The sequence below is a fragment of the Phenylobacterium sp. genome (assembly GCF_031425575.1).
GTDB lineage: Bacteria > Pseudomonadota > Alphaproteobacteria > Caulobacterales > Caulobacteraceae > Phenylobacterium.
The window spans coordinates 1-21,120 of the sequence record NZ_JANPJP010000131.1; the positions used below are offsets into that span (position 1 = coordinate 1).

Consider the following 21,120-nt stretch of genomic DNA (forward strand, 5'->3'; position numbering starts at 1 on the left):
CCCTGGCCGCCGCCAACCTGCAGCTGGAACTGGCGGTCCACTCAGGGCCGCCGCCGGCGCCGGCCACGAGTTCGGGCCGGCTGGTGGACCAGTCGGCATGAGCAAGGACCTCCGCCTGGCCGTCGCCCTGAAGTATGACGCCCCTGGCGCCCCCCGGGTGGTGGCCGCCGGCCGCGGCCTGGTGGGAGAGCGAATCATCGCCGCCGCGGAGGCCCACGGCGTGCCCCTGGAGCACAATCCCCTGCTGGCCGAGGCGCTCTCCAAGGTCGAGGTCGACAGCGAGATTCCCGAGCGGCTGTTCGTGGCCGTCGCCGAAATCCTCGCCTTCCTGATGCGCAAGGGCCCTGAAGCGAAGACTCTTTGACGAAACAGCGTTTTGTCTCCGCCTCGGTAACCTTATCGCTACATCATTACCCGCCTCATGGAGACGAGACTCTGGGGGCGACGGACAAGACATGATCGAGCTATCAGAAGCCGCGCGGCTGTGCGCCCTCGACGACTATCAAGTCCTTGATAGCGCTCCGGAGGCGGCCTTTGATCGACTGACGGCGCTCGCCGCAGATCTGTTCCACGCTCCGATCGCTCTGGTGTCCCTGGTCGACGCCGAGCGGCAATGGTTCAAGTCCCGCCACGGCCTGGACGCGGTGGAAACGCCACGCTCCCAAGCCTTCTGCGCCCACGCCCTGCCCCTGGCGCCCGGCGCGACCCTGGTGGTGGAGGACGCGACCCGCGACCCTCGCTTCCGGTCCAACCCCCTTGTGACTGGCGATCTGGGAATCCGCTTCTATGCCGGCGCGGTCCTGACCGGCAGGGACGGCCACAACCTTGGGACGCTCTGTGTCATCGACACCAAGCCCCGTCCGACGCCAGGTCCTGAAGATCTCGACCGCCTGCGGAATCTGGCCCGTGTCGTCGTTGACACGTTGGAACTGCGCCGCGCCAAGCCAGAGGCCGAAGAGAGGCGACGCCTTGTGGAGATGACCGAGCGCATCTCAGGGGTCGGAAATTGGCGCTATCAGTCTAACCGCGGTCACCTGACCTGGTCCGATGAGGTCTATCGGATCCACGGCGTTACGCCTGAGAGCTTCGATCCCGCCTACGCCGGCGCGGTCAACTTCTACATCGATGGGGACAGCCAGCGGGTTGATCAGGCCGTCACGGAAGCTTTGCGCACCGGCGAGGGGTTCAAGCTCGAGGCCCGCATCCGCCGTCCCGATGGTGAGGTGCGGGACGTGCTCTGCAAGGCAGACTGCATCCGAGGCGCTCTGGGCGAGGTGATTGGCCTGCATGGCGTCTTCCAGGACGTCACCGAACAGAAACAGGCCGTGCACCACCTGGAGTCCCTGGTCCGCCGTGCGGAGGCCGCCGAGTCGGTGGCCCACCTCGGCAACTGGCGGCTCGATGCGCGCACCCGCGAGCTGACCTGGTCACCGCAGATGTATGAGATCTACGGCCTGTCACCCGATTCGCCCCTGAACCCCACCGCGGTTCTCGCCGTATACCACCCTGACGATGTCGCAGTCGCCGAAGCGCGGGTCGCGCGCCAACTCACCACCGGCGAGGCTGTCGAAGGCGCCATCACCCGCATCCTCCGCGACGGGGAGGTTCGTTATCTCTCCTACAATTCCCGCGGCGAGCGCGGGCCCGACGGTGAGCTGGTGGCCTTGGTCGGCACCGCCGTCGACATCACGCGCCAGCACAGGGCCGAGCTCGCCGTGGCCGAGAGCGAGGCCAAGTATCGTGCGCTGGCCGAAAACTCGACGGATATCCTGGTGCGCTTCGGGCGCGATGGCCTGATCCGCTACATGTCGCCCGCCTGTCGCAGACTGGGCCTCGATCCAGACGAGGAGGTGGGGCGTCCTATCGCCCGACTGATCGCGCCTGACCACCTGAACCACTCCGCCGCGATCATAGCCGCCCTGTTCAGCGGCGCTGAGATCGACACCACGGTGCGTCGGCAACACAAGATCGTCGGTGAAGCTGGCCGCGAGGTGTGGTTGGAGGGCAGCCCCAACCTTGTCCGGGACGCAAGCGGCGAGGTGGTGGAGGTCGTCACCGTCCTGCGCGATGTCACCGCCCGGCATGAGATCGAGGCGGCCCTGGCCCAGAGCGAGCACCGCTTCCGCACCCTGACCACCAAAGCCCCAGACATGATCAGCGAGATGCGGCTGGACGGCACGCTGACCTATGTCTCGCCGGCCAGCCAGGCGATCCTTGGCTTTACGCCCGAGGAGATGATCGGCCGTACGCCATTCTCGTTCATGCACCCGGATGACGCGGCTCGCGTGCTGGAGATGTGCAAGACGGTCTTCGAGTCCGAGGGGCAGGTCGAGCCCTGGTCGGTGGAGTACCGCGCCTATGACAAGGCGGGCCAGGAACTGTGGATGGAGTCCAAGCCCACCTTCGTCACCGATCCGGTGAGCGGCCGCTTCGTGGGGCTCACTGACGTCATGCGTGACATCACCTCCCGCAAGGCGCTCGAAGCCAAGTTGCGTCTGGCGCAGGCCGAGGCCGAGGCCGCCGCCGCGGTGAAGACCGAGTTCCTGGCCAATATGAGCCACGAGCTTCGCACGCCGCTCACCAGCATCATCGGCTTCACCTCCCTGGCCGGCGAACAGCCCGACCTCGCGCCCCTGACGCGGGCCTATGTCGAGCGAGTGGGCGACGCCAGCCGCGCCTTGCTCTGCACGGTCAACGACATCCTTGATTTCTCCAAGTTGGAGGCTGGCCAGGTCACCTTCCAGGTCCAGCCCGTAGCCCTGGCCAAACTGTCCCGGGCGACACTCGATCTCTTCACCCCACAGGCAGGCGCCAAGGACCTCCGCCTCACCCTGGACGGCGAGGATGGCGACTTGATCCTGTCCATCGATCCGGACCGCATCCGCCAAATCCTGCTGAACCTGGTGGGCAATGCGGTGAAGTTCACGCAAGGGGGCGGCGTCACCCTGCGCACCCGCTATGACGCGCCTGCCCGGACCTTGAAGGTCGAGGTCGTCGACACGGGAGCGGGCATTCCCGCCGACAAGCAGGACCGTCTGTTCCAGCGCTTCTCCCAGGTGGATGGCGCCCTGACCCGCGCCCACGGCGGCACCGGCCTCGGCCTGGCCATCTGCAAGGGGTTGGTCGAGGCGATGGGCGGCCAGATCGGGGTCGAGAGCGAGATTGGCCGGGGCAGCCGATTCTGGTTCACGGTCCCCGCCCCTCTGGCCCAGGCGCCGGAAGTCGGCGAGGACGGCTCGCCGGTGACGCGGCCGACCTTCGTCGGCGTTCGGGTCCTGGTGGTGGATGATCATCCCGCCAACCGCGAACTCGCCCGGCTCTTCCTGGCCGGTGTGGGGGCCGAAGTGACTGAGGCCTGCGATGGCGAGGAGGCCGTGCGACTGGCCGCCGAGCTACCCTTCGACGTCATCCTTATGGACATCCGCATGCCGCGGCTCGACGGCCCCGGCGCCCTGCACGCCATCCGCGCCGCGCCGGGACCCAATGACGCCACCCCGATCCTGGCCTTCACCGCCGACGCCGCAAGCGACAACCGGCTGCTGGCTCTGGGCTTCCAGGATATCGTGGCCAAGCCGCTGCAGCCTGGAGCCCTGATCACCGCCGTGGCCCGCGCGTCGGACTTCACCTCCCAACCCTGGAGCGCCGTCCATGCAGGCTAGGCCCCGCATTCTGGTCGCGGAGGATGACGCCGGCATCCGCGACGTGGTCCGAACCCGCTTGGAAATGGCCGGTTACGAGACCCACACCGCCCGCACGGGCGTCGAGGCCTTGAAGCGGGTCCAGGAGCTGAAGCCCCAGGGCCTGGTGCTCGACATCAACATGCCCGAACTGGACGGCTTTGGGGTCCTCATCGCCCTGAAGGCGCGGCCCGAGCTCCGATACCTGCCCACCCTAATGCTTACCGCGCGCCACACCCCCGACGACATTCGTCGCGCCGTCGGACTGGGCGCCAAGGACTATCTGACAAAGCCCTTCAGCGAGAATCAGCTACTGGCTCGTGTCGCCCGCCTGCTGCGGTCGCCGATTCCGCCGGCTCCCCCGAAGCCGTCAGACGACAGCGTCATGATATAGGCCCTCCAGCAACGTCGGCCGCTCCCGCGCGTTGGGGCGCGCGGAGGATTCCATGCGACTCTCGATCCAGGCCGACCTGACCTACAGCTTCGAGCGCCCCTGCGAGGTCCTGCTGCTGCTGGAGGCCGCCCGCGCGCCGGACCAGGCGATCCATTCCGAGCGCCTCACCATCACCCCCGCCACCGAGATCGCCCGCCTGGACGACTCGGTCACCGGTGAGCGCCGGGCGGTCTTCACCGCCCACGGGGAGGTGACCATCGCCTACACCGCCAGTGTCGAGCTGCTAGCCCGCGCGTCGGACCTGAAAGGCTGCGCCGCCACCGCCATCCGCGACCTGCCCGGCGAGGCGCTGCGCTACCTGCGCGCCAGCCGCTACTGCCCCTCCGACCGCTTCGAGGCCTTCGTCGCTGAGGAGTTCGGCAAGCTCGACGGCGGCGACAAGGTCGCCGCCATTGTCGACTGGATCGGCGGACACCTCGCCTATGAGCCCGGTGTCAGCGACGCCATGACCACCGCCATGGACACCTTCGTCGACCGGGCGGGTGTCTGCCGCGACTTCGCCCACCTGGCCATCAGCCTGTGCCGCGCCGCCGACATCCCGGCCCGCGCCGTCAGCGCCTATGCCTGGAAGCTGGAGCCGCCGGACCTGCATGCGGTGGCCGAGGTCTATCTCGGGGGCCGCTGGCGGCTCATCGACGCGACGGGCCTGGCCCCCATCGATGGCCTGGTGCGGGTCGCCACCGGCCTGGACGCCGCCGACATCGCCTTCATGACCATCTTCGGGAGGGCCAACCTGATCTCCCAGAGCTTCACTGTCGGGAAGATCAAGGGATGACCCTGGACGCGATCGTCATCGGCGCGGGGCCTGCGGGCCTGGCGGCCGCCATCTACCTGGCCCGCTTCCGCCGGAATGTCCTGGTGCTGCACGACGGCGACAGCCGGGCGGCCTGGATCCCCCGCAGTCACAACCATCCGGGGTTTCCGGGCGGGATCGTCGGGGTGGATCTGCTCGACCGGACGCGCCGCCAGGCCGAGGAATTCGGAGCGCGGATCGAGGAGGCCCAGGTTACCGGGCTCTGCGTGGACGGCGACGGCTTCACGCTCACCACGGCAGACCAGTCGCTGTCGGCCAGGTCCGTCATCCTGGCCACCGGTGTCGTCGATCGCCTGCCCGATCTGCCGGGCGTGGAGGCCGCGGTGCGTCGATCCCTGGTCCGCATCTGTCCGATCTGCGACGGCTTTGAGGTGACCGGCCAGGCCGTGGCGGTGATCGGTGACGGCCCCCTGGGCGCGGGCGAAGCCCTCTTCCTGCAGACCTATTCCGACGACATCACGCTGATCCATACCGGCGCCGCCGAGGACCTGCCGGACGGCGAGCGCCAGAGTCTGGCCAAGGCGGGCGTCCGCCTGATCGAGGCGCCGATCCAGGAGGTGACCCTTGACCACGAGAGGCTGACCGCCCTGGCCTTCACCGAGCAGGGCAAGCTGGAATTCGACGCAGTCTACACCGCGCTCGGTATTGATCCGCGCACGGACCTCGCCGTCCAGGCCGGGGCGCGACGCTGCGACGACGGACGCCTGATCGTCGATGATCACCAGGAGACCACCGTGCCGGGCCTCTATGCCGCCGGCGACATGGTGCGCGGCCTCAACCAGATCAGCACCGCCCAGGGCGAGGCCGCGATCGCCGCCACCGCGGTGCACAATCGACTGCGGGAGCTGGAGTCAAAATAGGCCTGGTTCGGCGAACCAGACTCTTTGCTGCATCGCAGCAACGATCCATGCTGCACCTGCGTTGTTTTCATGTCAGCCTCCTGTGGCTGACGTGAAAGGCCTGACATGCGTCCTCTGTCCGACACCCTGATGCGGATGACCGCGTTCCGCGAGGCTAGCGCTGGGATCGGCTCCCGCGCCGGCTCCGACCGGCTGACCGAGCTCACCGGCTTCGGCGGCAATCCTGGCGCCCTGACCGCCCTGGCCTATGTGCCCCCCGGCCTGCCCAGGGGCGCGCCCCTGGTGGTGGCCCTGCATGGCTGCACCCAGAGCGCGGCGGAGTACGATCTCGGCTCAGGTTGGTCGGCCATGGCTGACGCGGCGGATTTCGCTGTCCTGTTCCCCGAGCAGGCCCGCGCCAACAATTTCAACCTCTGCTTCAACTGGTTCGAGCCCGGCGACACCCGCCGTGGCAAGGGCGAGGCGGCCTCTATTCGCCAGATGATCGAGGCGATGATCAGCCAACACGGTCTCGACCGAAGCCGCGTCTACGTCACAGGCCTCTCCGCGGGCGGGGCCATGACCAGCGCGATGCTGGCCACCTATCCGGAGGTGTTCGCCGGCGGCGCGGTGATCGCGGGCCTGCCCTACGGGGTCGCCGCCTCCGTCCCCGAGGCCTTTGACGCCATGCGCGGCCACGGCGGTCCTGGCGAGGCCGCCCTGCCGGGCAAGGTGCGCAAGGCCAGCCCGCACAAGGGGCCCTGGCCGAGCATCTCGGTCTGGCATGGCTCGGCCGATCACACGGTCAGCCCGTCCAACGGGGAGGCGGTGCTCAGCCAGTGGCGCGGCGTCCACGACCTGGACCTCGATCCCAGCCACACCGAGGTCGAGGCTGGCCACACCCGCCGCATCTGGCGCGACGCCGAGGGCCGCGCCTTGGTGGAACACAACCTGGTGGCCGGCATGGGCCACGGCGTGCCGCTGAAGCCCGACGGGTCCGCCGGCGGCGGGGTGAGCGGCGCCTACATGCTCGACGTCGGCGTGGCCTCCACCCGCGACATCGCCGCCAGCTGGGGCTTGATCCACGAGGCGGAGGCTGTCCCGGCGCCGCGTCCGGCCGAACCCCTCCGCACGGTGAGGCCGCCGTCGCGCAAGCCGGCCGTGGCCGCGCCCGTCCTCCCGAATGTGTCGGCCATCGGCTCCGTCATCGAGGACGCCTTGCGCAAGGCCGGTCTGATGAAATAGCGCCTCAATCGTTTCGCCAGGTAGTCCATAATATGGACCATAGAGACGCGGGCGGGTCGGACTAGGTTTACCTCTTCATACGGCGCCCAAACCTTGAGTCGCCGACGGAGGGGCTGATGCTGATCCTTTTGGGGGTGGCGGTGGTGGTGGCGGGCTTCGCCGCCGGCTTCAATCCGCTGCTGGTGGTGATGGTCTCGGCCGTCCTCACCGGCATGGCCGCGGGGTTGTCTCCGCTGGAGGTCCTGGCCGCCTTCGGGAAAGCCTTCAACGAGAACCGATATGTCAGCGCCGCCCTGCTGGTCCTGCCGGTCATCGGGGTGCTGGAGCGGGCGGGCCTGCAGGAGCGGGCGCGCGCCCTGATCGCCGGCTTCAAGAGCGTGACCCTTGGCCGCCTGCTGATCGGTTACCTGCTGTTCCGCCAGGTCACCTCGGCGCTCGGCCTGACCTCCATCGCCGGCCACGCCCAGACCATCCGGCCCATCGTCGCCCCCATGGCCGAGGCCGCCGCGGAGAGCGAGACGGCCGAGCTTCCTGATGAGGCCCGCCAGAAGGTTCGCGCCATGACCGCGGCCACCGACAATATCGGCCTCTTCTTCGGCGAGGACATCTTCCTGGCCATCGGCTCGATCCTGCTGATGGTGGGCTTCCTCGCTCAGAGCGGCATCGTGGTCGAGCCCCTGCAGTTGTCGATCTGGGCCATCCCGACCGCCATCGTCGCCTTCGCCATCCATGCGCTGCGGCTGGCGCTCTTCGAGCGCAGGTTGAAGGGGCGTGGAGCATGATCAAACTCGGCGTCGTCTACCTTCTCGCGGGCCTGGTCTTCGCCGCCTTCGCGGTGCTCAGCGCCCGGGACGCCACCAATCCCAAGCGCTGGATGAACACCGGCTTCTGGGGTCTGTTCGCGGTGAGCTTCCTGGCGGGCGACGGGCTGGGAGACCTGGGAAACGGGGTGCTGGTGCTCTGCATGGCCCTGATCTCCGGCCTCGGCGGCCTGGGGCGCGGGGAGCCCGATGGCTCGTCGGAAGCCCGCAAGCTGTCGGCGGAGCGCTGGGGGAACAGGCTGTTCATCCCGGCCCTGGTCATTCCCGCCACCGTCCTGATCGGGACGCTTGGCCTGCAGCACGTCACCATCGGCGAACTGCCACTGTTCCAGCCCAAGCAGGGGACCCTGATCTCCCTGGCGCTCGGCGCCGTGCTGGCGGTGGTCACCGCGCTCATCCTGCTGCGCCAGCCGGTCATCAGCCCCCTGCAGGAAGGCCGGCGGCTGATGGACACCGTGGGCTGGGCCGCGCTGCTGCCGCAGATGCTGGCGGCGCTCGGCGCGGTCTTCGCCCTAGCTGGCGTCGGCAAGGTGGTGGGCGACCTGGTGACCGCCGCGATCCCCATGGACGGACACCTGGCGGCCGTGGCCGTCTACTGCCTGGGCATGGCCCTGTTCACCATCATCATGGGCAACGCCTTCGCGGCCTTCCCGGTGATGACCGCCGGGGTCGGCCTACCCTTCCTGATCGTCAAGTTCGGCGGCGACCCGGCCGTCGTCTGCGCCATCGGCATGCTGTCCGGTTTTTGCGGGACCCTGATGACGCCGCTCGCCGCCAACTTCAATATCGTGCCCGCAGCCCTCTTGGAACTGAAGGACCGCCACGCGGTGATCCGCGCCCAGATCCCCACGGCCGCCCCCCTGCTGCTCGCCAACATGGTGCTGATGTATGTCCTCGCCTTCCGCTGAGCTCACCGCCGCGGTCGCGTCGCGCTTCGCCCGCATCGCCCTGGGCCACGTCGCCCGCGAGTATCCCAACAAGATGGACCACGTCCTCGATGGGCCCGGCGACGCCGTGGGACCCCGGGCGCTGCACCCCATCTTCTTCGGCAGCTTCGACTGGCACTCCTGCGTGCACGGCTACTGGACGCTCGCCACCCTACGCCGCCTGCACCCCGAGATCCCCGAGGCCGCCGCCATCGACGACCTGTTCGCGGGCGCCTTCACCGCCGACAAGGTCGAGGCCGAGCGGGTCTATCTGGACCGGCCCTCCAGCCGGGGCTTCGAACGCCCCTACGGCTGGGCCTGGCTGCTGATGCTGCAGGCCGAGTTGATCCGCCACGACGATCGGGTCTGGGCGCGCCGCCTGGCCCCGCTGGCGGAAGCCTTCGCCGAGCGGTTCCGCACCTACCTGCCCAAGGCCACCTATCCGGTACGCACCGGCGTCCACAATTCCACGGCCTTCGCCCTGGCGCTGGCGGCCGACTACGCCAAGGCCGTGCAGGACACCGCCTTCGAAGCCCTGCTGCGGGACACCGCGCGCGCCTGGTAAGGCGGCGATCGCAACGCCGCGGCCTGGGAACCCTCCGGCGACGACTTCCTGTCGCCGACCCTGATGGAAGCCGAGGCCATGCGGCGGCTGCTGCCCGTCGCGGAATTCCGCACCTGGTTCGCGGGCTTCCTGCCGGACGCCGCCAAGGGGCTGCCCGCCAGCCTCTTCACCCCCGCCACGGTCAGCGACCGCAGCGATGGCAAGATCGCCCATCTGGATGGTCTGAACCTCAGCCGCGCCTGGTGCTGGCGGGCGATCTCAGGGAGCCTCGCCCCCGATGACCCTCTTCGCGCCGTGGCCCATGCGGCCGCCGACCGCCACTTGGCGGCCAGCCTGCCCCATGTGGCGGGCGACTATATGGGCGAGCACTGGCTGGCCAGCTTCGCCCTGCTGGCCCTGACCGCCTAGGCGCGGCGAAGAACCACGTCGCCGGTCGCCGCCTGGATGAACAGCTCCACCTGCGGCTCGCCCTCGCGGGGCGGTTCACTGGCGTCGAGAGCGGACTTCACGTCGCCGGTGGCGGTGGTGACGTCGAGATAGGCCGAGGAGCCCTGGGCGACGCCCACCACGATATCGCCTGACGCGGTCTTGGCCCGCACCCGGCCATGGTCCACCCGCTTGACCGCAAGGTCGCCGGAGCCGGCCGTGGCGTCGACCGCGTCGCCGGCCTGACGTAGGGTGACGTCCCCTGACCCGGTCGAGGCCCGGAACTCGCCCGTGATCTCCCCGGCCTTGATGTCACCCGATACGCTGGTGAGGTCGGCGTGCCTCGCGCGGCTGACTTCGATGTCCCCCGACGCGGTCTTGGCCTTCAGGGACCCGGTGATCTCCCCGACATCGATGTCGCCTGAGCCGGTGATCAATTCGGCGTCGCCGCCGATCCGCTTGACGCTGATGTCGGCCGAGCCGCCCCGGGCGTCGCAGTCGGTGTCGACGGTCCCGATCTCGATATCGCCGGAACCGGTCTGCACCTCGGCGCGGGCCACATGCTCCAGCTCGACATCGCCGGACCCGCCGTGGGCGGAGACCCGGCCGAGCCGGCCCTTGGTCTCCAGGTCGGCCGAGCCGGTGTGGATCAGGGCGTCGCTGGCGGTGGGAACCTTGATCACCGCCCGCACCCCGCCGCGGATTTGGAAAAGACGGCGCCGCGGTCAGGGCAGCAGGACGACGATCTCGTCGCCCCGCTGCTCCACCGTCGCCTGATCGATGAGCTCCTGGGCGTGGGAGTCGCCCGGGAGCGCGGTCAGCTCGACCGTCGCGGCGCCAGTTTCGGAGGCCAGGACGGTGACCGGTCCCTGCCAGAGTTCAACCCGCAGGTTGACGGGGTCGGGGGTCTGGAAGCTGTGCATGGAGGTTTCCCGGCTCATCGCGCCCATCCCTGGATGCGCTTGGACGAACGATTGCGGCCCGGGGCTCCGGGACCGATGGGGGCTGATCCGCCGGCCGCCGCGCGGGCGGCGTTGACCAGCCAGGTGTTCAGCGACTGGCCGCGCTGGGCGGCCAATTCCTCAGCCCGGACCTTCAGGGTCTCAGGCAGGCGCAAGGTGATGCGGGTGACGGCGTCGTCCCCCTCTTCCTCGCCGGTCTCGGCGATGGGGGCGGCAAGGGCGCCGCCGGTGACCACGAAGACCGGCTCGCGGCCCTGCAGGCGGACGTCCACCACCGGGCCGCCAAGGTCGCGGGTGATCTCGGCGGCGGCCGCGCTGAAGGCCTCCATCAGGGCCAACCGCACGGCGGGCTCCAGGGCCATGGTCAGGCGCTCGGCGGCGGCGCGCGCCGGCTCGCCGCCGGCCTCGGCGGCGTTCATCAGATCCTGGCGCAGAGCGTCGACGAAGGGCTTGATGTCCATGGACGTCATTTAGACACCATTATGGTGTCACGTCAACGCCATCATCACGCAGGCATGCAAGGCGGCAGGGCCCGGACACTGGAACCTGACGGCTAAGCTCCACAGCCGACAGACAAAACGAGATCACGACACAGAGTCATATGAGGCGTACAGCTTGGCGGTTGGCCTGCTTTCGCGGTCGAACGCAAAGAATCCTGGCGTCCGGGATCGGACCTGTTTTCGCTCATGCCGACCTCCCTTCAGGGAATCGAAGACGCGCAGACGCTCGCCCAGGCGATCGTGGACACGATTCACGAACCGCTGCTGGTGCTGGACGCCGAGTTCCGGGTCCTGGCCGCCAGCCGGTCCTTCTACGCCATCTTCCAGGTCGATCCCGAGCACACCATAGGCCGGCCGCTCTACTGGCTTGGCGATGGTCAGTGGAACATCCCGGCCCTGCGTGTGCTGCTGGAGACCATCATTCCCGAGCGAGTGGCCATGGACGGGTTCGAGGTCGAGCATGACTTCCCAGGCCTGGGCCCGCGCACCATGCTGCTCAATGCTCGCAAGGTGATCTATGAGCGTAGCGCCAACACCACGATCCTGCTGGCCTTCACCGACATCACCGCGCGCCGAGCGATCGAGCGCGAGAAGGAGGAGCTTCTGGAGCGCACCGAGGACCTGCTTGCCCAGCAGCAGACCCTGTTGCAGGAGATGCAGCATCGGGTCGCCAACAGCCTGCAGATCATCGCCAGCATCCTGATGATCAAGGCCCGCGCCGTGACGTCCGAAGAGACCCGCCAGCACCTGAGCGACGCCCACCAGAGGGTGATGTCGGTGGCCGAAGTTCAGGCCCATCTCCACGCCTCGGGCGGCGTCGAACGCATCGAGGTGGGGGGCTATCTCACCAAGCTGTGCGCCAGCCTGGCCAAGTCGATGATCGGCGAGGACCGGCCGATCATCCTGACGGTCGTCGCCGACGACGGTGAGATCGGCTCCGACAAGGCCGTCAGCATCGGCCTGATCGTCACCGAACTGCTGATCAATGCGGTGAAGTACGCCTTCCCGGCCGGCAAGCCCGACGCCCAGGTGATGGTGACCTACACGAGCGCCGGCGACGGCTGGACCCTCACCGTCGTCGACAATGGCGTGGGAAAGACGCCGGACGCCGCGCCTGGCAAGCACGGTGGTCTCGGCACGGTGATCGTGGACGCCCTAGTCAAACAGCTTGGAGCTAAGATGAAGGTTCAGTCCGTCGGCGGGGTGAGCGTCTCCATCACCCACGCCGCCTCCGTCTTGCTTCCTCAGGCGGCGTGAAGCCTATCTTGTGCGCCTCGTAGGCCTCGAGGCTGCCGACATCTTACGACCAAAGCTTCGGCGGCCCAGCTCGCCGCAAGGCGCCGCCCGCATGACACGGGCGGCGCTGCAGTGTTCCGTGGCGGCTACTTCTTCTTGGCGGCCTGGACCTCGATCTCCGAGAGCATGCCCGGCGCCACCAGGGCCGCCACCTGCATGGTGACCCGGGCCGGCTTGTTGGGCTGCTCGGCGGTCCCGAAGAACTGCCTGTAGGCCTCCATCATGCCGGCGAAGTCCATGCCGCCGCCCTTGGCGGGATCGCCCACCAGGTAGACACGCATCATCACCACGTCGCCCATGGTGTAGCCCTGACCCTTCAGGACGTCCTCGATGCGCTTCAGGACTCCGATGGTCTGGGTCTTGGTGTCGCCGAACTGCACCGGGGTCCCGGCGGGCGCGCCGGGGTTCAGCGGCGGGGGGGTCATGCCGCTGACATAGATGGTGTCGTAGCCGGCCGGCACCACGGCGGCCTGCAGGATGGCGCTGGTGGGGGCGCCCACCCGCACGATGCCATCAGCGGCGGCGGCGGCGGCGGGGGCGGCGGCGGCCAGCACAGGCAGGAGGGCGGCCAGGATCAGTCTGCGCATTTTGGAGGTCTTCCTTCATGTGGGCGCCGGCGGGCGGCGAGGCGTAGCCACCTTGGGTCAGGCGGGCGGTGATGTTCAAGCCATGCCCTTGGCCCCGCGGCGCGTGCTGATCCTTTGGCATCGCCCCAATCGCTCGCAAAACGTCCTGTCTGATTAAACGCCAAGCACGCGTCGCCCAGTTGCTTGGCAGTTATCGTGACCCTCCTCACGGACGCTCCAGGTCTTCACCCAGTCCCTGATCGGAAAATTGGCGCGCCCCGCCGATTCCGTGCCCGAATATCGCGCACCCTCTGCGTCGAACACCCAAAATATGACGTCATCGCGACTCTCCGGTCGCATCTCGTTGACTGCAAAAAGGATTCGTGTGGACCTCTTACTGTCAGATGAATTTTCCGGAAGACGTCGTTGGGAAAATTTTTCGACACAATAGAAAATAAGAACACCATGAGGAAACGTTTCACGCGGGCGATCTCAATCTACGCGTGAGTTCATCGGTATGAGTGTCTGAAAATTGGATTATGACTCTGATGCGGCCGTTGCGGCCGGGCTTCTCGCGGCATTCTGCGCGGATATTGAGTAAAATCATACCGACAATTCTGAACGAATACTGGAGGTCAAGGGTCTCAGCCCATCTCCGGAGCGTCTTTAAACATCCCGGCGCCTGAGCACACAGGCGTGCGGGGGAACCTTGCGGCCGACTTCAGCCGCAACTGAACGAGGGGGCCGACCAATATGAAATCCACAACCCGCAACGCATGGCTGGCGAGCGTCTCGCTGGTTTCCGTCCTGATCGCTGGGGCCGCGTCCGCCCAGACCCTGGCCGCCGGGGCGGCCGAGGTCGACGAGGTCATCGTCACCGGCACCCGCCAGACCGGCCTGAAGGTCGAAGACAGCGCCGCGCCCATCCAGGTGGTGGACACCGCCGCCCTGACCCGCACGGGCCAGACCGACCTGCGCGTGGGCCTCGCCAACCTGGTGCCGTCCTTCAACGCCCAGGCCTTCGGCGGCGACACCGCCAACCTGACCCTCTCGGCGCGTCTTCGCGGCCTGTCGCCCAACCACGCCCTGGTGCTGGTCAACGGCAAGCGCCGGCACACCACCGCCAATTTCGCGGTGCTCGGCGGCGCCTTCCAGGGCGCGGCGGCCACCGACCTGAGCTTCATCCCGATGGCCTCCATTGGCCGCATCGAGGTGCTGACCGACGGCGCGGCGGCCCAGTACGGCACCGACGCCATCGCCGGCGTCGTCAACATCATCCTGAAAAAGTCTGATGCCGGCGGATCGATCTCCGCCACCGGCGGCGAGTACCTGGACGGGGGCGGCAAGACCGCGGCGATCTCGCTCAACATCGGCGCCGCGCCGACCGAGAACAGCTACCTGAACCTTACTGCCGACACCAAGTATCACGGCTTCTCGAACCGCGGCCAGCCCGACCAGCGCGTGTTCAATCCGGCCAGCCCCGGCTATTCGGCGGCGAATTTCGCTGTGGAGAGCCTGATCCCCGGCTTCCCCAACCTGAACCTGATCTCCGGCGACGCCGAGTACCGGCTGAGCAACCTGGGCTATAACGCCGGGGTCTCTGTCGGCGACGATCTCGAGGTCTATTCCTTCGGTTCCTATGGCCACAAGGATGCGTCCAACTACCAGAACTACCGCCGCTACAACCGGGTCCAGGGCCTGCAGGGCGCTGCCGACCGGCCCTTCCCGCGGGGCTTCAGCCCGCGTGAGCGCATCATCGAAGACGACTATGCCGTCACCCTGGGCGTGTCCGGCGTGATCAGCGGCTGGAACTTCGATCTCAGCTCGACCTACGGGATCGACGACATCGAGGTTCGCGTCGAAGACTCCGCCAACGCCAGCCTCTACAGGGACACCTCGACCCTGACCACCAAGGGCTTCACCCCCACCTCGTTCCACAACGGGACCTGGACCACCACTCAGCTGACCAACAATCTCGACCTCTCCAAGGAGTTTGAGGTCGGCCTGGCGACGCCCCTCAATGTCGCCTTCGGCCTGGAGCAGCGGCAGGAGAGCTATGAGATCGGTCAGGGCGACGCGGCCTCCACCTACAAGGAAGGCTCGCAGTCCTATCCCGGCTTCGCCAAGACCGACGCCGGCAAGAACACCCGCGACAGCTGGGCGGTCTATGTCAACCTGGCGGCGTCCCCGATCGAGGCCCTGCAGATGGACGCGGCGGTCCGCTATGAGAACTTCAGCGACTTCGGCTCGACCACCGTCGCCAAGCTGACCAGCCGCTACGACTTCAACGACGACTTCGCGGTCCGCGGCACGATCAGCACCGGCTTCCGCGCGCCCACCCTGCAGGAATCCTTCTACTCGGCCACCAACGTCTCCCCGACCTCGGCCTTCGTGCAGCTGGCGCCCAATTCCGCCGCCGCCCGCATTCTGGGCATCGACAAGCTGAAGCCCGAGGAATCCACCAACTACAGCCTCGGGATCGTCGCCCATCCGGTGCCGCGCATGACCGCGACCATCGACGTCTACCAGATCGAACTGACCGACCGGATCTTCGGCTCCAGCTCGGTGTTCGGGACGCGGAACGGGGTTTCCACCTCGCCGCCCGTGCTGGCGGCGATCCTCGCCAACGGCAACGTGCTCGATCCCACCGTCACCACCACCGGGATCAACATCTTCTCCAACGGCCTGGACACCCGCACCCGCGGCGTGGACATGGTGATTTCCTATCCCACCGACCTCGGCGACTATGGCCGCATCGACTGGACCCTGAGCGGCAACTACGGCACCACCAAGGTCACCAAGGTGAAGCCGCGGCCGGCGCAGCTGGCCACGACCAGCGCCGCCTTCCCCACCGGCCAGCTCCTGTTCGCCGGCAACGCCCAGTCTCTGCTGGAGAAGGCTTCTCCGCAGTACAAGGTGGGCCTGAACGCGCTCTACACCTTCGGAAACTTGACCGTGAACCTGACGGAGACGGTCTACGGGAAGTCCTCCGCCCTCGCCGATCCCGGCACCGGTCCTCTGCTTCAGACAGCCATCGGCACGACGGCGATCACCGACGTGGAAGCCTCCTACACCTTCGCCGATGCGGTGACGGTCTCGATCGGCGCCAACAACCTGTTCAACAAGTATCCGGACAAGTTCTCGGCCGCCTACCAAGCCGCCTGCGTCGCCTCTGGCTCGGGTTGCGCGCCTCAGTACCCGAGCTACTCGCCCTTCGGCATCAACGGCGGCTACTACTACGGCCGGGTGACCTACGCCTTCTGACCGAGGTTTCTGGAGAGCGTGGAAGGGCGGCCCTTAGGGGCCGCCCTTTTTCGTTCGCCCCCTTGTGGACAGAAGCCCCTCAAGCCGGGGGGCGCCGTTCTAGCTCTTGATGAAGGGGGCGGCTTGGGGACAGTCTCTTCCCATGAGCCTGCCGCCCCTGCCCACCCAGCCCGCCGGAACCCCGTGGCCGACGGAGGAGTGGCCGCTTGGCCTCTTCCCGCCCGGCTTCGACCGCCTGCGCCTCGACGACCTGATGGCCGAACAGTTCGATCAGCTGGCCTTTGGCGAGGCGCACGCCGTGGTGATCATCCGGGAAGGCCGGCTGATCTTCGAGCGCTATGGTCCCGAGCACGGGCCGGACAAGACCTGCCTCTCCTGGTCCAAGGCCAAGAGCATCACCCACGCCCTCACCGGCCTGCTGGTGGGGGACGGCAAACTGGACATCCATGCCCCCGCCGACGTGCCCGAATGGCGCGACGCCGGCGATCCGCGCGGCGCCATCACCCTGGACCACCTGCTGCGCATGTCCTCGGGCCTGGAGTTCTCCGAGGTCTATGAGCCTGACAAGCCGTCCGACACCATCGCCATGCTGTGGGGGGTGGGGAAGGACGACGTGGCTCACTACGCCGCCGACAAGCCCCTGCTCTACGCGCCGGATCGCCACTTCTCCTATTCCAGCGGTACGACCAACATCGTCGCCCGCGTGCTGGCCAGGACGCTCGACGCCTATGGCCCCGACTTCGAGGCCTTCATGCGCGCGCGGTTGTTTGCGCCGCTCGGCATGACCAGCCCGGTCCCCAAGTTCGATCCGGCCGGGACCTTCATCGGCTCGTCCTTCTGCTTCGCCACCGCCCAGGACTTCGCCCGCTTCGGCCTGCTCTATCTGCGCGGCGGGGTGTGGGAGAACCAGCGCCTGCTGCCCGAGGGCTGGGCCGACTATGCCCGCACGCCGACCTTCCAGCAGGAGGGCGTCACCGATGGTCCCTATGGCGCCCACTGGTGGCTGGGCCTGGGCGGCCCCGGCTGCTTCTCCGCCAATGGTCATGAGGGCCAGTTCACGGTGGTGGTCCCCGAGCTCGACCTCGTGGTGGTCCGCCACGGCAAGACGCCGACCGAGCAGAAGGACGACCTCAAGGCCTGGCTGGCCGAACTGGTGGACTGCTTCCGGCCGTGAGTTTCGCCGTCGTCCTGCTGGTCCTGCTGGGCGTCGGCTTCCTGCTGGTCCGCAATCGGCTGAACGACGGCGCGGTTCCTAGGGCCCGCAGCCTGCTGGTTCCAGGTGCGCCCAAGACCGTCATGGCCATCTGGGCCCACCCCGACGACGAGATCACCAGCGCCGGGACCCTTGCGGCGATGGCGCGCGAAGGGGCTCAGGTGATCCTCGTCTACCTCACGCGCGGCGAGGCCGCCCGCGACACCGGATATAACCGCGAGGACCTCGCGCGCGTCCGCGGCCTTGAGGCGCAGGCCGCGGGCGCGACCCTCGGCGCCCATGCGGTGGAGGTCTTCGAATGGCCCGACGGCGGCCTGTCCGCCACCGACGGCGCGGCGGTCAAGAACATGCTCCGTAAACGGATCGATTATTGGAAACCGCGCGTGCTGATCAGCTTCGACGAGCGGATCGGCTATTACGGCCACCCCGATCACGTGGCTGTCGGCCGCTGGGCGCGCGACCTGGCCCAGGAGGAAAACGCGATCCGCCGCCTCTACCAGGCGACCTTGCCCAAGCCGTTGATCAGGCTCGCCCTCAAGCTGGTGGCCGCCTTCCGCGACAACTATCCGAGCGACCCGCAGGCCGGCCTCCCCGCCCCAACCGTGGCCGTGCCCATCGCGCGCTTCGCGGGCGCCAAGCGCCGCCTGCTGGACGTCCACGCCAGCCAGGCCAAGGTCATCGCCGACGTCCAGCCCGGCTATAACAAGCTGCCGGCCTGGCTCTACTACCGCCTGTTCGACCGGGAGTATTTCGCGCTGGCCGTGAGCAAGTAGGTCCTCCCCCAGGCGCTTCGCGCCAACTCCCCCAGTGGGGGAGCATCTTGATCATCAATCCGGATCGCCCTTCAGCACGACATCCCTGTGCGCCAGGGCCACCGCCGCCGGCAGGCTCGACCAGCCTTGTAGCAGAGACCCCCGCCCCCAGGGCGGCGAGAAGTATTCCACCGCCCCCATCCAGCCCTGGGCGAGACAGAACTCCCACCACCGCACCATGGGGTAGCGCCAGCCCGGCAGGCCACGTCGCAGCCGCTCCCCGGCATAGAGCCCGTCCAGCCACGGCCAGTCGGAGCCGTTGTGGTAGCGGAATGGGAACACCGTCTTGGACCTCAGATCGCCGCGCCGGCTGAAGGGCGGATAGGCGCACATCATGCCCCAGTCGCCGAACCCCTGGCGGTCATTGTGGCGGCTCTCCAGGTTCTGGCGCACGCGCTCCAGCACCTCCAGGGCGTCGGCCTCTGGGACGGCGTCGTGGCGCAGCAGGGTCAGGCTGTCGAGGGTGAGGTGGTCCTCGGCGACGCCGGCAGGCGCATCGAGGTAGTCCGGATAGCCGCCGCCCGGCCGCGTCATCTGGGCCGCAACCGCAGCCCGCGCGCCCGCCGCCGTCGCCCGGGCCCGCGCCGCCAGCTCCGAATCCGACACCGCGCCCAGCTCGACGATGGCGTCCAGCGCCCCGATCCACAGGCCGATGTCATAGCTCACCAGGCCAGAGCGATAGACATTGTCGGCCCAGTCGCGATCGTGGCGCGGCTTTACCGGCAGGCCGTCCGGCGAAAGGGCCACATAGCGTTCGTAGATCGCCCTCACGAAGGGCCAGCTGCGGTCCACCGGCTCCGCGTCCCCCGTCGCGCGAACGTAGTCGCCCAGGGTCAGGATGAAGAACAGCGGGCTATCGAAGTGGTCGCTCCACCAGTCGGCCCTGCGCTTGTGAATCCAGTCGAAGCCCAACACTGTGCTGCGGAGCGCCTCCCAGGCATGGGCCATCTCTGGACCTGAGACGATGACCCCGCTCGGGGCCTCGCCGTCGGGCTGGATGCCCGCCGCCAGCAGGTCGATCTGCGCATGGACCACGGCTGGCGCAGCCTTCAGCAACAATTGCAGGGTCCAGTAGCCGTCGCGGAAATAGGTTCGAGCCGGGGCGCTATAGGCCAGACCTGCGGCCAGACCATCGAATCGGCCGCGTTCATCGCGTCGCACCGAGGACAGCGCCGCGTGGGCGCCCTGCATGACCATGGAGCGCAGCACCGGGTCGGCTTCGGGAAGTTGGTCGCAGTGGACAGCATAGTGTTCGGCCTCGGTGACGATGGTCTCCACCGACAGGCCCAGGCCGCGCTCGGCCTCGTCGAGGTCCGCGCCGGCGGAGATCACCAGATCGGCGCCGCGAGTCTCCAGCAGCACGACCGCCCAGGGCAGGTCGATCCGCCGTCGCGCGCCCTTGCGCGAAACCCTGGACTTCGGATGCGCCGTGCGGTCCCAGGACGCGCACTTCCGCGCCGGCGTGAAGCCGCGATAGGTCACGCCCTTCAGCAACAGCACCGGGTCCGACTGCGCGGCATAGGCTCCCCCGCTGGGGGTCGTCACCAGGTTCGGCGCATGGACATAGGGACCGGCCAGGGCCGAGAACCGAAGCCGTCCCAGATCGCCCGCCCCCCACAGGGCCAGCTCCATCCGCCCGTCGGCGTGCAGCTCCCCCTGCAGACGCGGCCCCATGATCGGCAGCAGCACGGGGACCTGGCTCTCCACCCGCCCGTCGGGGCGCGGGGTCAGCATGGCGCGCCGTGGGCCGCGACGGCGACGGCCAGCTCGTCACGCATCATCTGTTTCAGACGCTCCGGCCCCAGGATCTCCACCTTGTCGCCCCAGGTGAACAGGTGCCAGGCCAGCTCCCGCATGCCGCCGGCGTGGAAGGTGGCCAGCACCCCGCCGTCGGGCAGTCGCTCCAGCCTCTGGGTCGGGTGGAACCGCCAGCCCATGGCCTCCTCGGCGCCATGGGGCAGGATGCGCAGTCGCACCTCCTCCACCGCGTCCTGATAGATGCCGAAGGAACGCTCCACGAAGGCCTGCAGGGTGAAGTCCTCGGGCTTGGCGCCGAAGGTCTCGGTCACCTCCAGGTCGGCCACCCGGTCCAGGCGCCAGGTGCGCGGCTCCTTCGAAGTCCCCTCCGCGCCCACCAGATAGTTGGACCGCCCAAACAGCACCCCGAACGGCGTGATCTCCCGCACCCGCCCCGGCGTCGAGCCGCCCTGGTAGCGGAAGCGCAGGCGGCGCAGAGACTTGATGGCGTCGCGGATGGCCCCCAGCACGCTCTCGTCCTCGAAGGGTCGGGGACCTGCGTGGATCGAGATGGCCTCGGCTTCCAACAAAGCCTCCAGGTCCGGGGCGAGCTTGCGGCGCACGCCGGCCCGCATGGCCGACAGCACCTTCTGTTCCAGATTCAACAAGGCGGCCGACCGCCCGGTTGCGCCCATGGCCCGGAACTGTTCGGCCGCGGCGTGCAGGGCGGCGAACTCATCAGCCGTTGGCGCCTGAAAGATGCCGTCCAGGCCGGAGGGAATCTTGAACCGTTTGGTGGGCGGGTCCTCGATCTCCTCCATCTGCGGGAAGGCGTCACGGACGGCGTCCCGCATCCGCTCGGCGGTCCGTCGTCCAACATTCATGGAACTTGCGATCTCATCGAGCGTCATTCCTTCGGCGGAAGACGCCAGGAGACGCGCCAGTTCGAGTAACCGAGTCGCCTTTTCGTGCCGCAAAGTCGGCCCCCACATTTGTACGTCCG

The 21,120-nt window shown here is 68.2% G+C and carries 18 protein-coding genes and 1 pseudogene; 13 read left to right on the plus strand and 6 right to left on the minus strand.

Annotated elements, in window-relative coordinates; translation table 11 throughout:
* The first annotated feature begins 97 nt into the window (after nt 1-97).
* From RMO97_RS07475 to RMO97_RS07515, 9 genes and pseudogenes are all read left to right on the plus strand, one after another.
* Nucleotides 98-364: an EscU/YscU/HrcU family type III secretion system export apparatus switch protein gene (locus tag RMO97_RS07475; RefSeq protein ID WP_310540012.1), complete on the plus strand. Its 267-nt coding sequence runs from the start codon at nt 98-100 to the stop codon at nt 362-364.
* 91 nt (nt 365-455) lie between these two features.
* Nucleotides 456-3,659 (plus strand): PAS domain S-box protein, encoded by a 3,204-nt coding sequence (locus RMO97_RS07480; protein ID WP_310540013.1) that lies wholly within the window; start codon nt 456-458, stop codon nt 3,657-3,659.
* Nucleotides 3,649-4,071, plus strand: a complete 423-nt coding sequence (locus RMO97_RS07485; RefSeq protein ID WP_310540014.1) for a response regulator — start codon at nt 3,649-3,651, stop codon at nt 4,069-4,071. The genes RMO97_RS07480 and RMO97_RS07485 overlap by 11 nt, the downstream gene beginning before the upstream one ends.
* Nucleotides 4,072-4,123: 52 nt before the next feature.
* Nucleotides 4,124-4,906: a transglutaminase family protein gene (locus tag RMO97_RS07490; protein WP_310540015.1), complete on the plus strand. Its 783-nt coding sequence runs from the start codon at nt 4,124-4,126 to the stop codon at nt 4,904-4,906.
* Nucleotides 4,903-5,805: an NAD(P)/FAD-dependent oxidoreductase gene (locus tag RMO97_RS07495; protein WP_310540016.1), complete on the plus strand. Its 903-nt coding sequence runs from the start codon at nt 4,903-4,905 to the stop codon at nt 5,803-5,805. The genes RMO97_RS07490 and RMO97_RS07495 overlap by 4 nt, the downstream gene beginning before the upstream one ends.
* A gap of 105 nt (nt 5,806-5,910) precedes the next feature.
* Complete coding sequence (locus tag RMO97_RS07500; protein ID WP_310540017.1) at nt 5,911-7,029, plus strand: PHB depolymerase family esterase; 1,119 nt, start codon at nt 5,911-5,913, stop codon at nt 7,027-7,029.
* 116 nt (nt 7,030-7,145) lie between these two features.
* Complete coding sequence (locus tag RMO97_RS07505) at nt 7,146-7,811, plus strand: DUF969 domain-containing protein (RefSeq protein ID WP_310540019.1); 666 nt, start codon at nt 7,146-7,148, stop codon at nt 7,809-7,811.
* Nucleotides 7,808-8,758: a DUF979 domain-containing protein gene (locus tag RMO97_RS07510; protein WP_310540021.1), complete on the plus strand. Its 951-nt coding sequence runs from the start codon at nt 7,808-7,810 to the stop codon at nt 8,756-8,758. Before RMO97_RS07505 ends, RMO97_RS07510 begins: the two co-directional genes overlap by 4 nt.
* Nucleotides 8,739-9,749: pseudogene (locus RMO97_RS07515) on the plus strand (DUF2891 domain-containing protein). Before RMO97_RS07510 ends, RMO97_RS07515 begins: the two are co-directional and overlap by 20 nt.
* On the opposite strand, the gene RMO97_RS07520 reads toward RMO97_RS07515, so the two are convergent.
* The 3 genes from RMO97_RS07520 to RMO97_RS07530 are packed head-to-tail and all read right to left on the minus strand — an operon-like array spanning nt 9,746 to nt 11,190.
* Nucleotides 9,746-10,450 carry a DUF4097 family beta strand repeat-containing protein gene (locus RMO97_RS07520; RefSeq protein WP_310540022.1) on the minus strand — a complete coding sequence of 235 codons (705 nt, stop codon included), beginning with the start codon at nt 10,448-10,450 and terminating at the stop codon, nt 9,746-9,748. The pseudogene RMO97_RS07515 and the gene RMO97_RS07520 sit on opposite strands and share 4 nt — an antisense overlap.
* A 42-nt stretch (nt 10,451-10,492) precedes the next feature.
* Complete coding sequence (locus RMO97_RS07525) at nt 10,493-10,708, minus strand: hypothetical protein (protein WP_310540024.1); 216 nt, start codon at nt 10,706-10,708, stop codon at nt 10,493-10,495.
* Nucleotides 10,705-11,190 (minus strand): hypothetical protein, encoded by a 486-nt coding sequence (locus tag RMO97_RS07530; RefSeq protein WP_310540025.1) that lies wholly within the window; start codon nt 11,188-11,190, stop codon nt 10,705-10,707. Before RMO97_RS07530 ends, RMO97_RS07525 begins: the two co-directional genes overlap by 4 nt.
* Before the next feature lie 225 nt (nt 11,191-11,415).
* On the opposite strand from RMO97_RS07530, the gene RMO97_RS07535 reads away from it, so the two are divergent.
* Nucleotides 11,416-12,486: a histidine kinase dimerization/phosphoacceptor domain -containing protein gene (locus tag RMO97_RS07535; RefSeq protein ID WP_310540027.1), complete on the plus strand. Its 1,071-nt coding sequence runs from the start codon at nt 11,416-11,418 to the stop codon at nt 12,484-12,486.
* 125 nt (nt 12,487-12,611) lie between these two features.
* Here the strand turns inward: RMO97_RS07535 and RMO97_RS07540 are convergent, their stop codons facing one another.
* On the minus strand, nt 12,612-13,112 hold the full coding sequence (locus RMO97_RS07540) for a RidA family protein (protein ID WP_310540028.1): 501 nt from the start codon (nt 13,110-13,112) through the stop codon (nt 12,612-12,614).
* Nucleotides 13,113-13,844: 732 nt separating this feature from the next.
* Between RMO97_RS07540 and RMO97_RS07545 the strand changes: the two genes are divergently transcribed.
* The 3 genes from RMO97_RS07545 (at nt 13,845) to RMO97_RS07555 (ending at nt 18,341) form a co-directional block, all read left to right on the plus strand.
* Complete coding sequence (locus RMO97_RS07545) at nt 13,845-16,355, plus strand: TonB-dependent receptor (RefSeq protein WP_310540030.1); 2,511 nt, start codon at nt 13,845-13,847, stop codon at nt 16,353-16,355.
* Nucleotides 16,356-16,497: 142 nt separating this feature from the next.
* Nucleotides 16,498-17,529: a serine hydrolase gene (locus tag RMO97_RS07550; protein WP_310540031.1), complete on the plus strand. Its 1,032-nt coding sequence runs from the start codon at nt 16,498-16,500 to the stop codon at nt 17,527-17,529.
* Complete coding sequence (locus RMO97_RS07555; RefSeq protein ID WP_310540032.1) at nt 17,526-18,341, plus strand: PIG-L family deacetylase; 816 nt, start codon at nt 17,526-17,528, stop codon at nt 18,339-18,341. The genes RMO97_RS07550 and RMO97_RS07555 overlap by 4 nt, the downstream gene beginning before the upstream one ends.
* Nucleotides 18,342-18,395: 54 nt before the next feature.
* Here RMO97_RS07555 and RMO97_RS07560 read toward each other — a convergent pair whose 3' ends face one another.
* Together RMO97_RS07560 and RMO97_RS07565 are read right to left on the minus strand one after the other, a co-directional pair.
* The gene (locus RMO97_RS07560) at nt 18,396-20,114 is read right to left on the minus strand and encodes a hypothetical protein (RefSeq protein ID WP_310540033.1); all 1,719 of its coding nucleotides are present in this window, start codon (nt 20,112-20,114) and stop codon (nt 18,396-18,398) included.
* Nucleotides 20,108-21,094 carry a WYL domain-containing protein gene (locus tag RMO97_RS07565; protein ID WP_310540079.1) on the minus strand — a complete coding sequence of 329 codons (987 nt, stop codon included), beginning with the start codon at nt 21,092-21,094 and terminating at the stop codon, nt 20,108-20,110. Before RMO97_RS07565 ends, RMO97_RS07560 begins: the two co-directional genes overlap by 7 nt.
* Nucleotides 21,095-21,120: the final 26 nt, after the last annotated feature.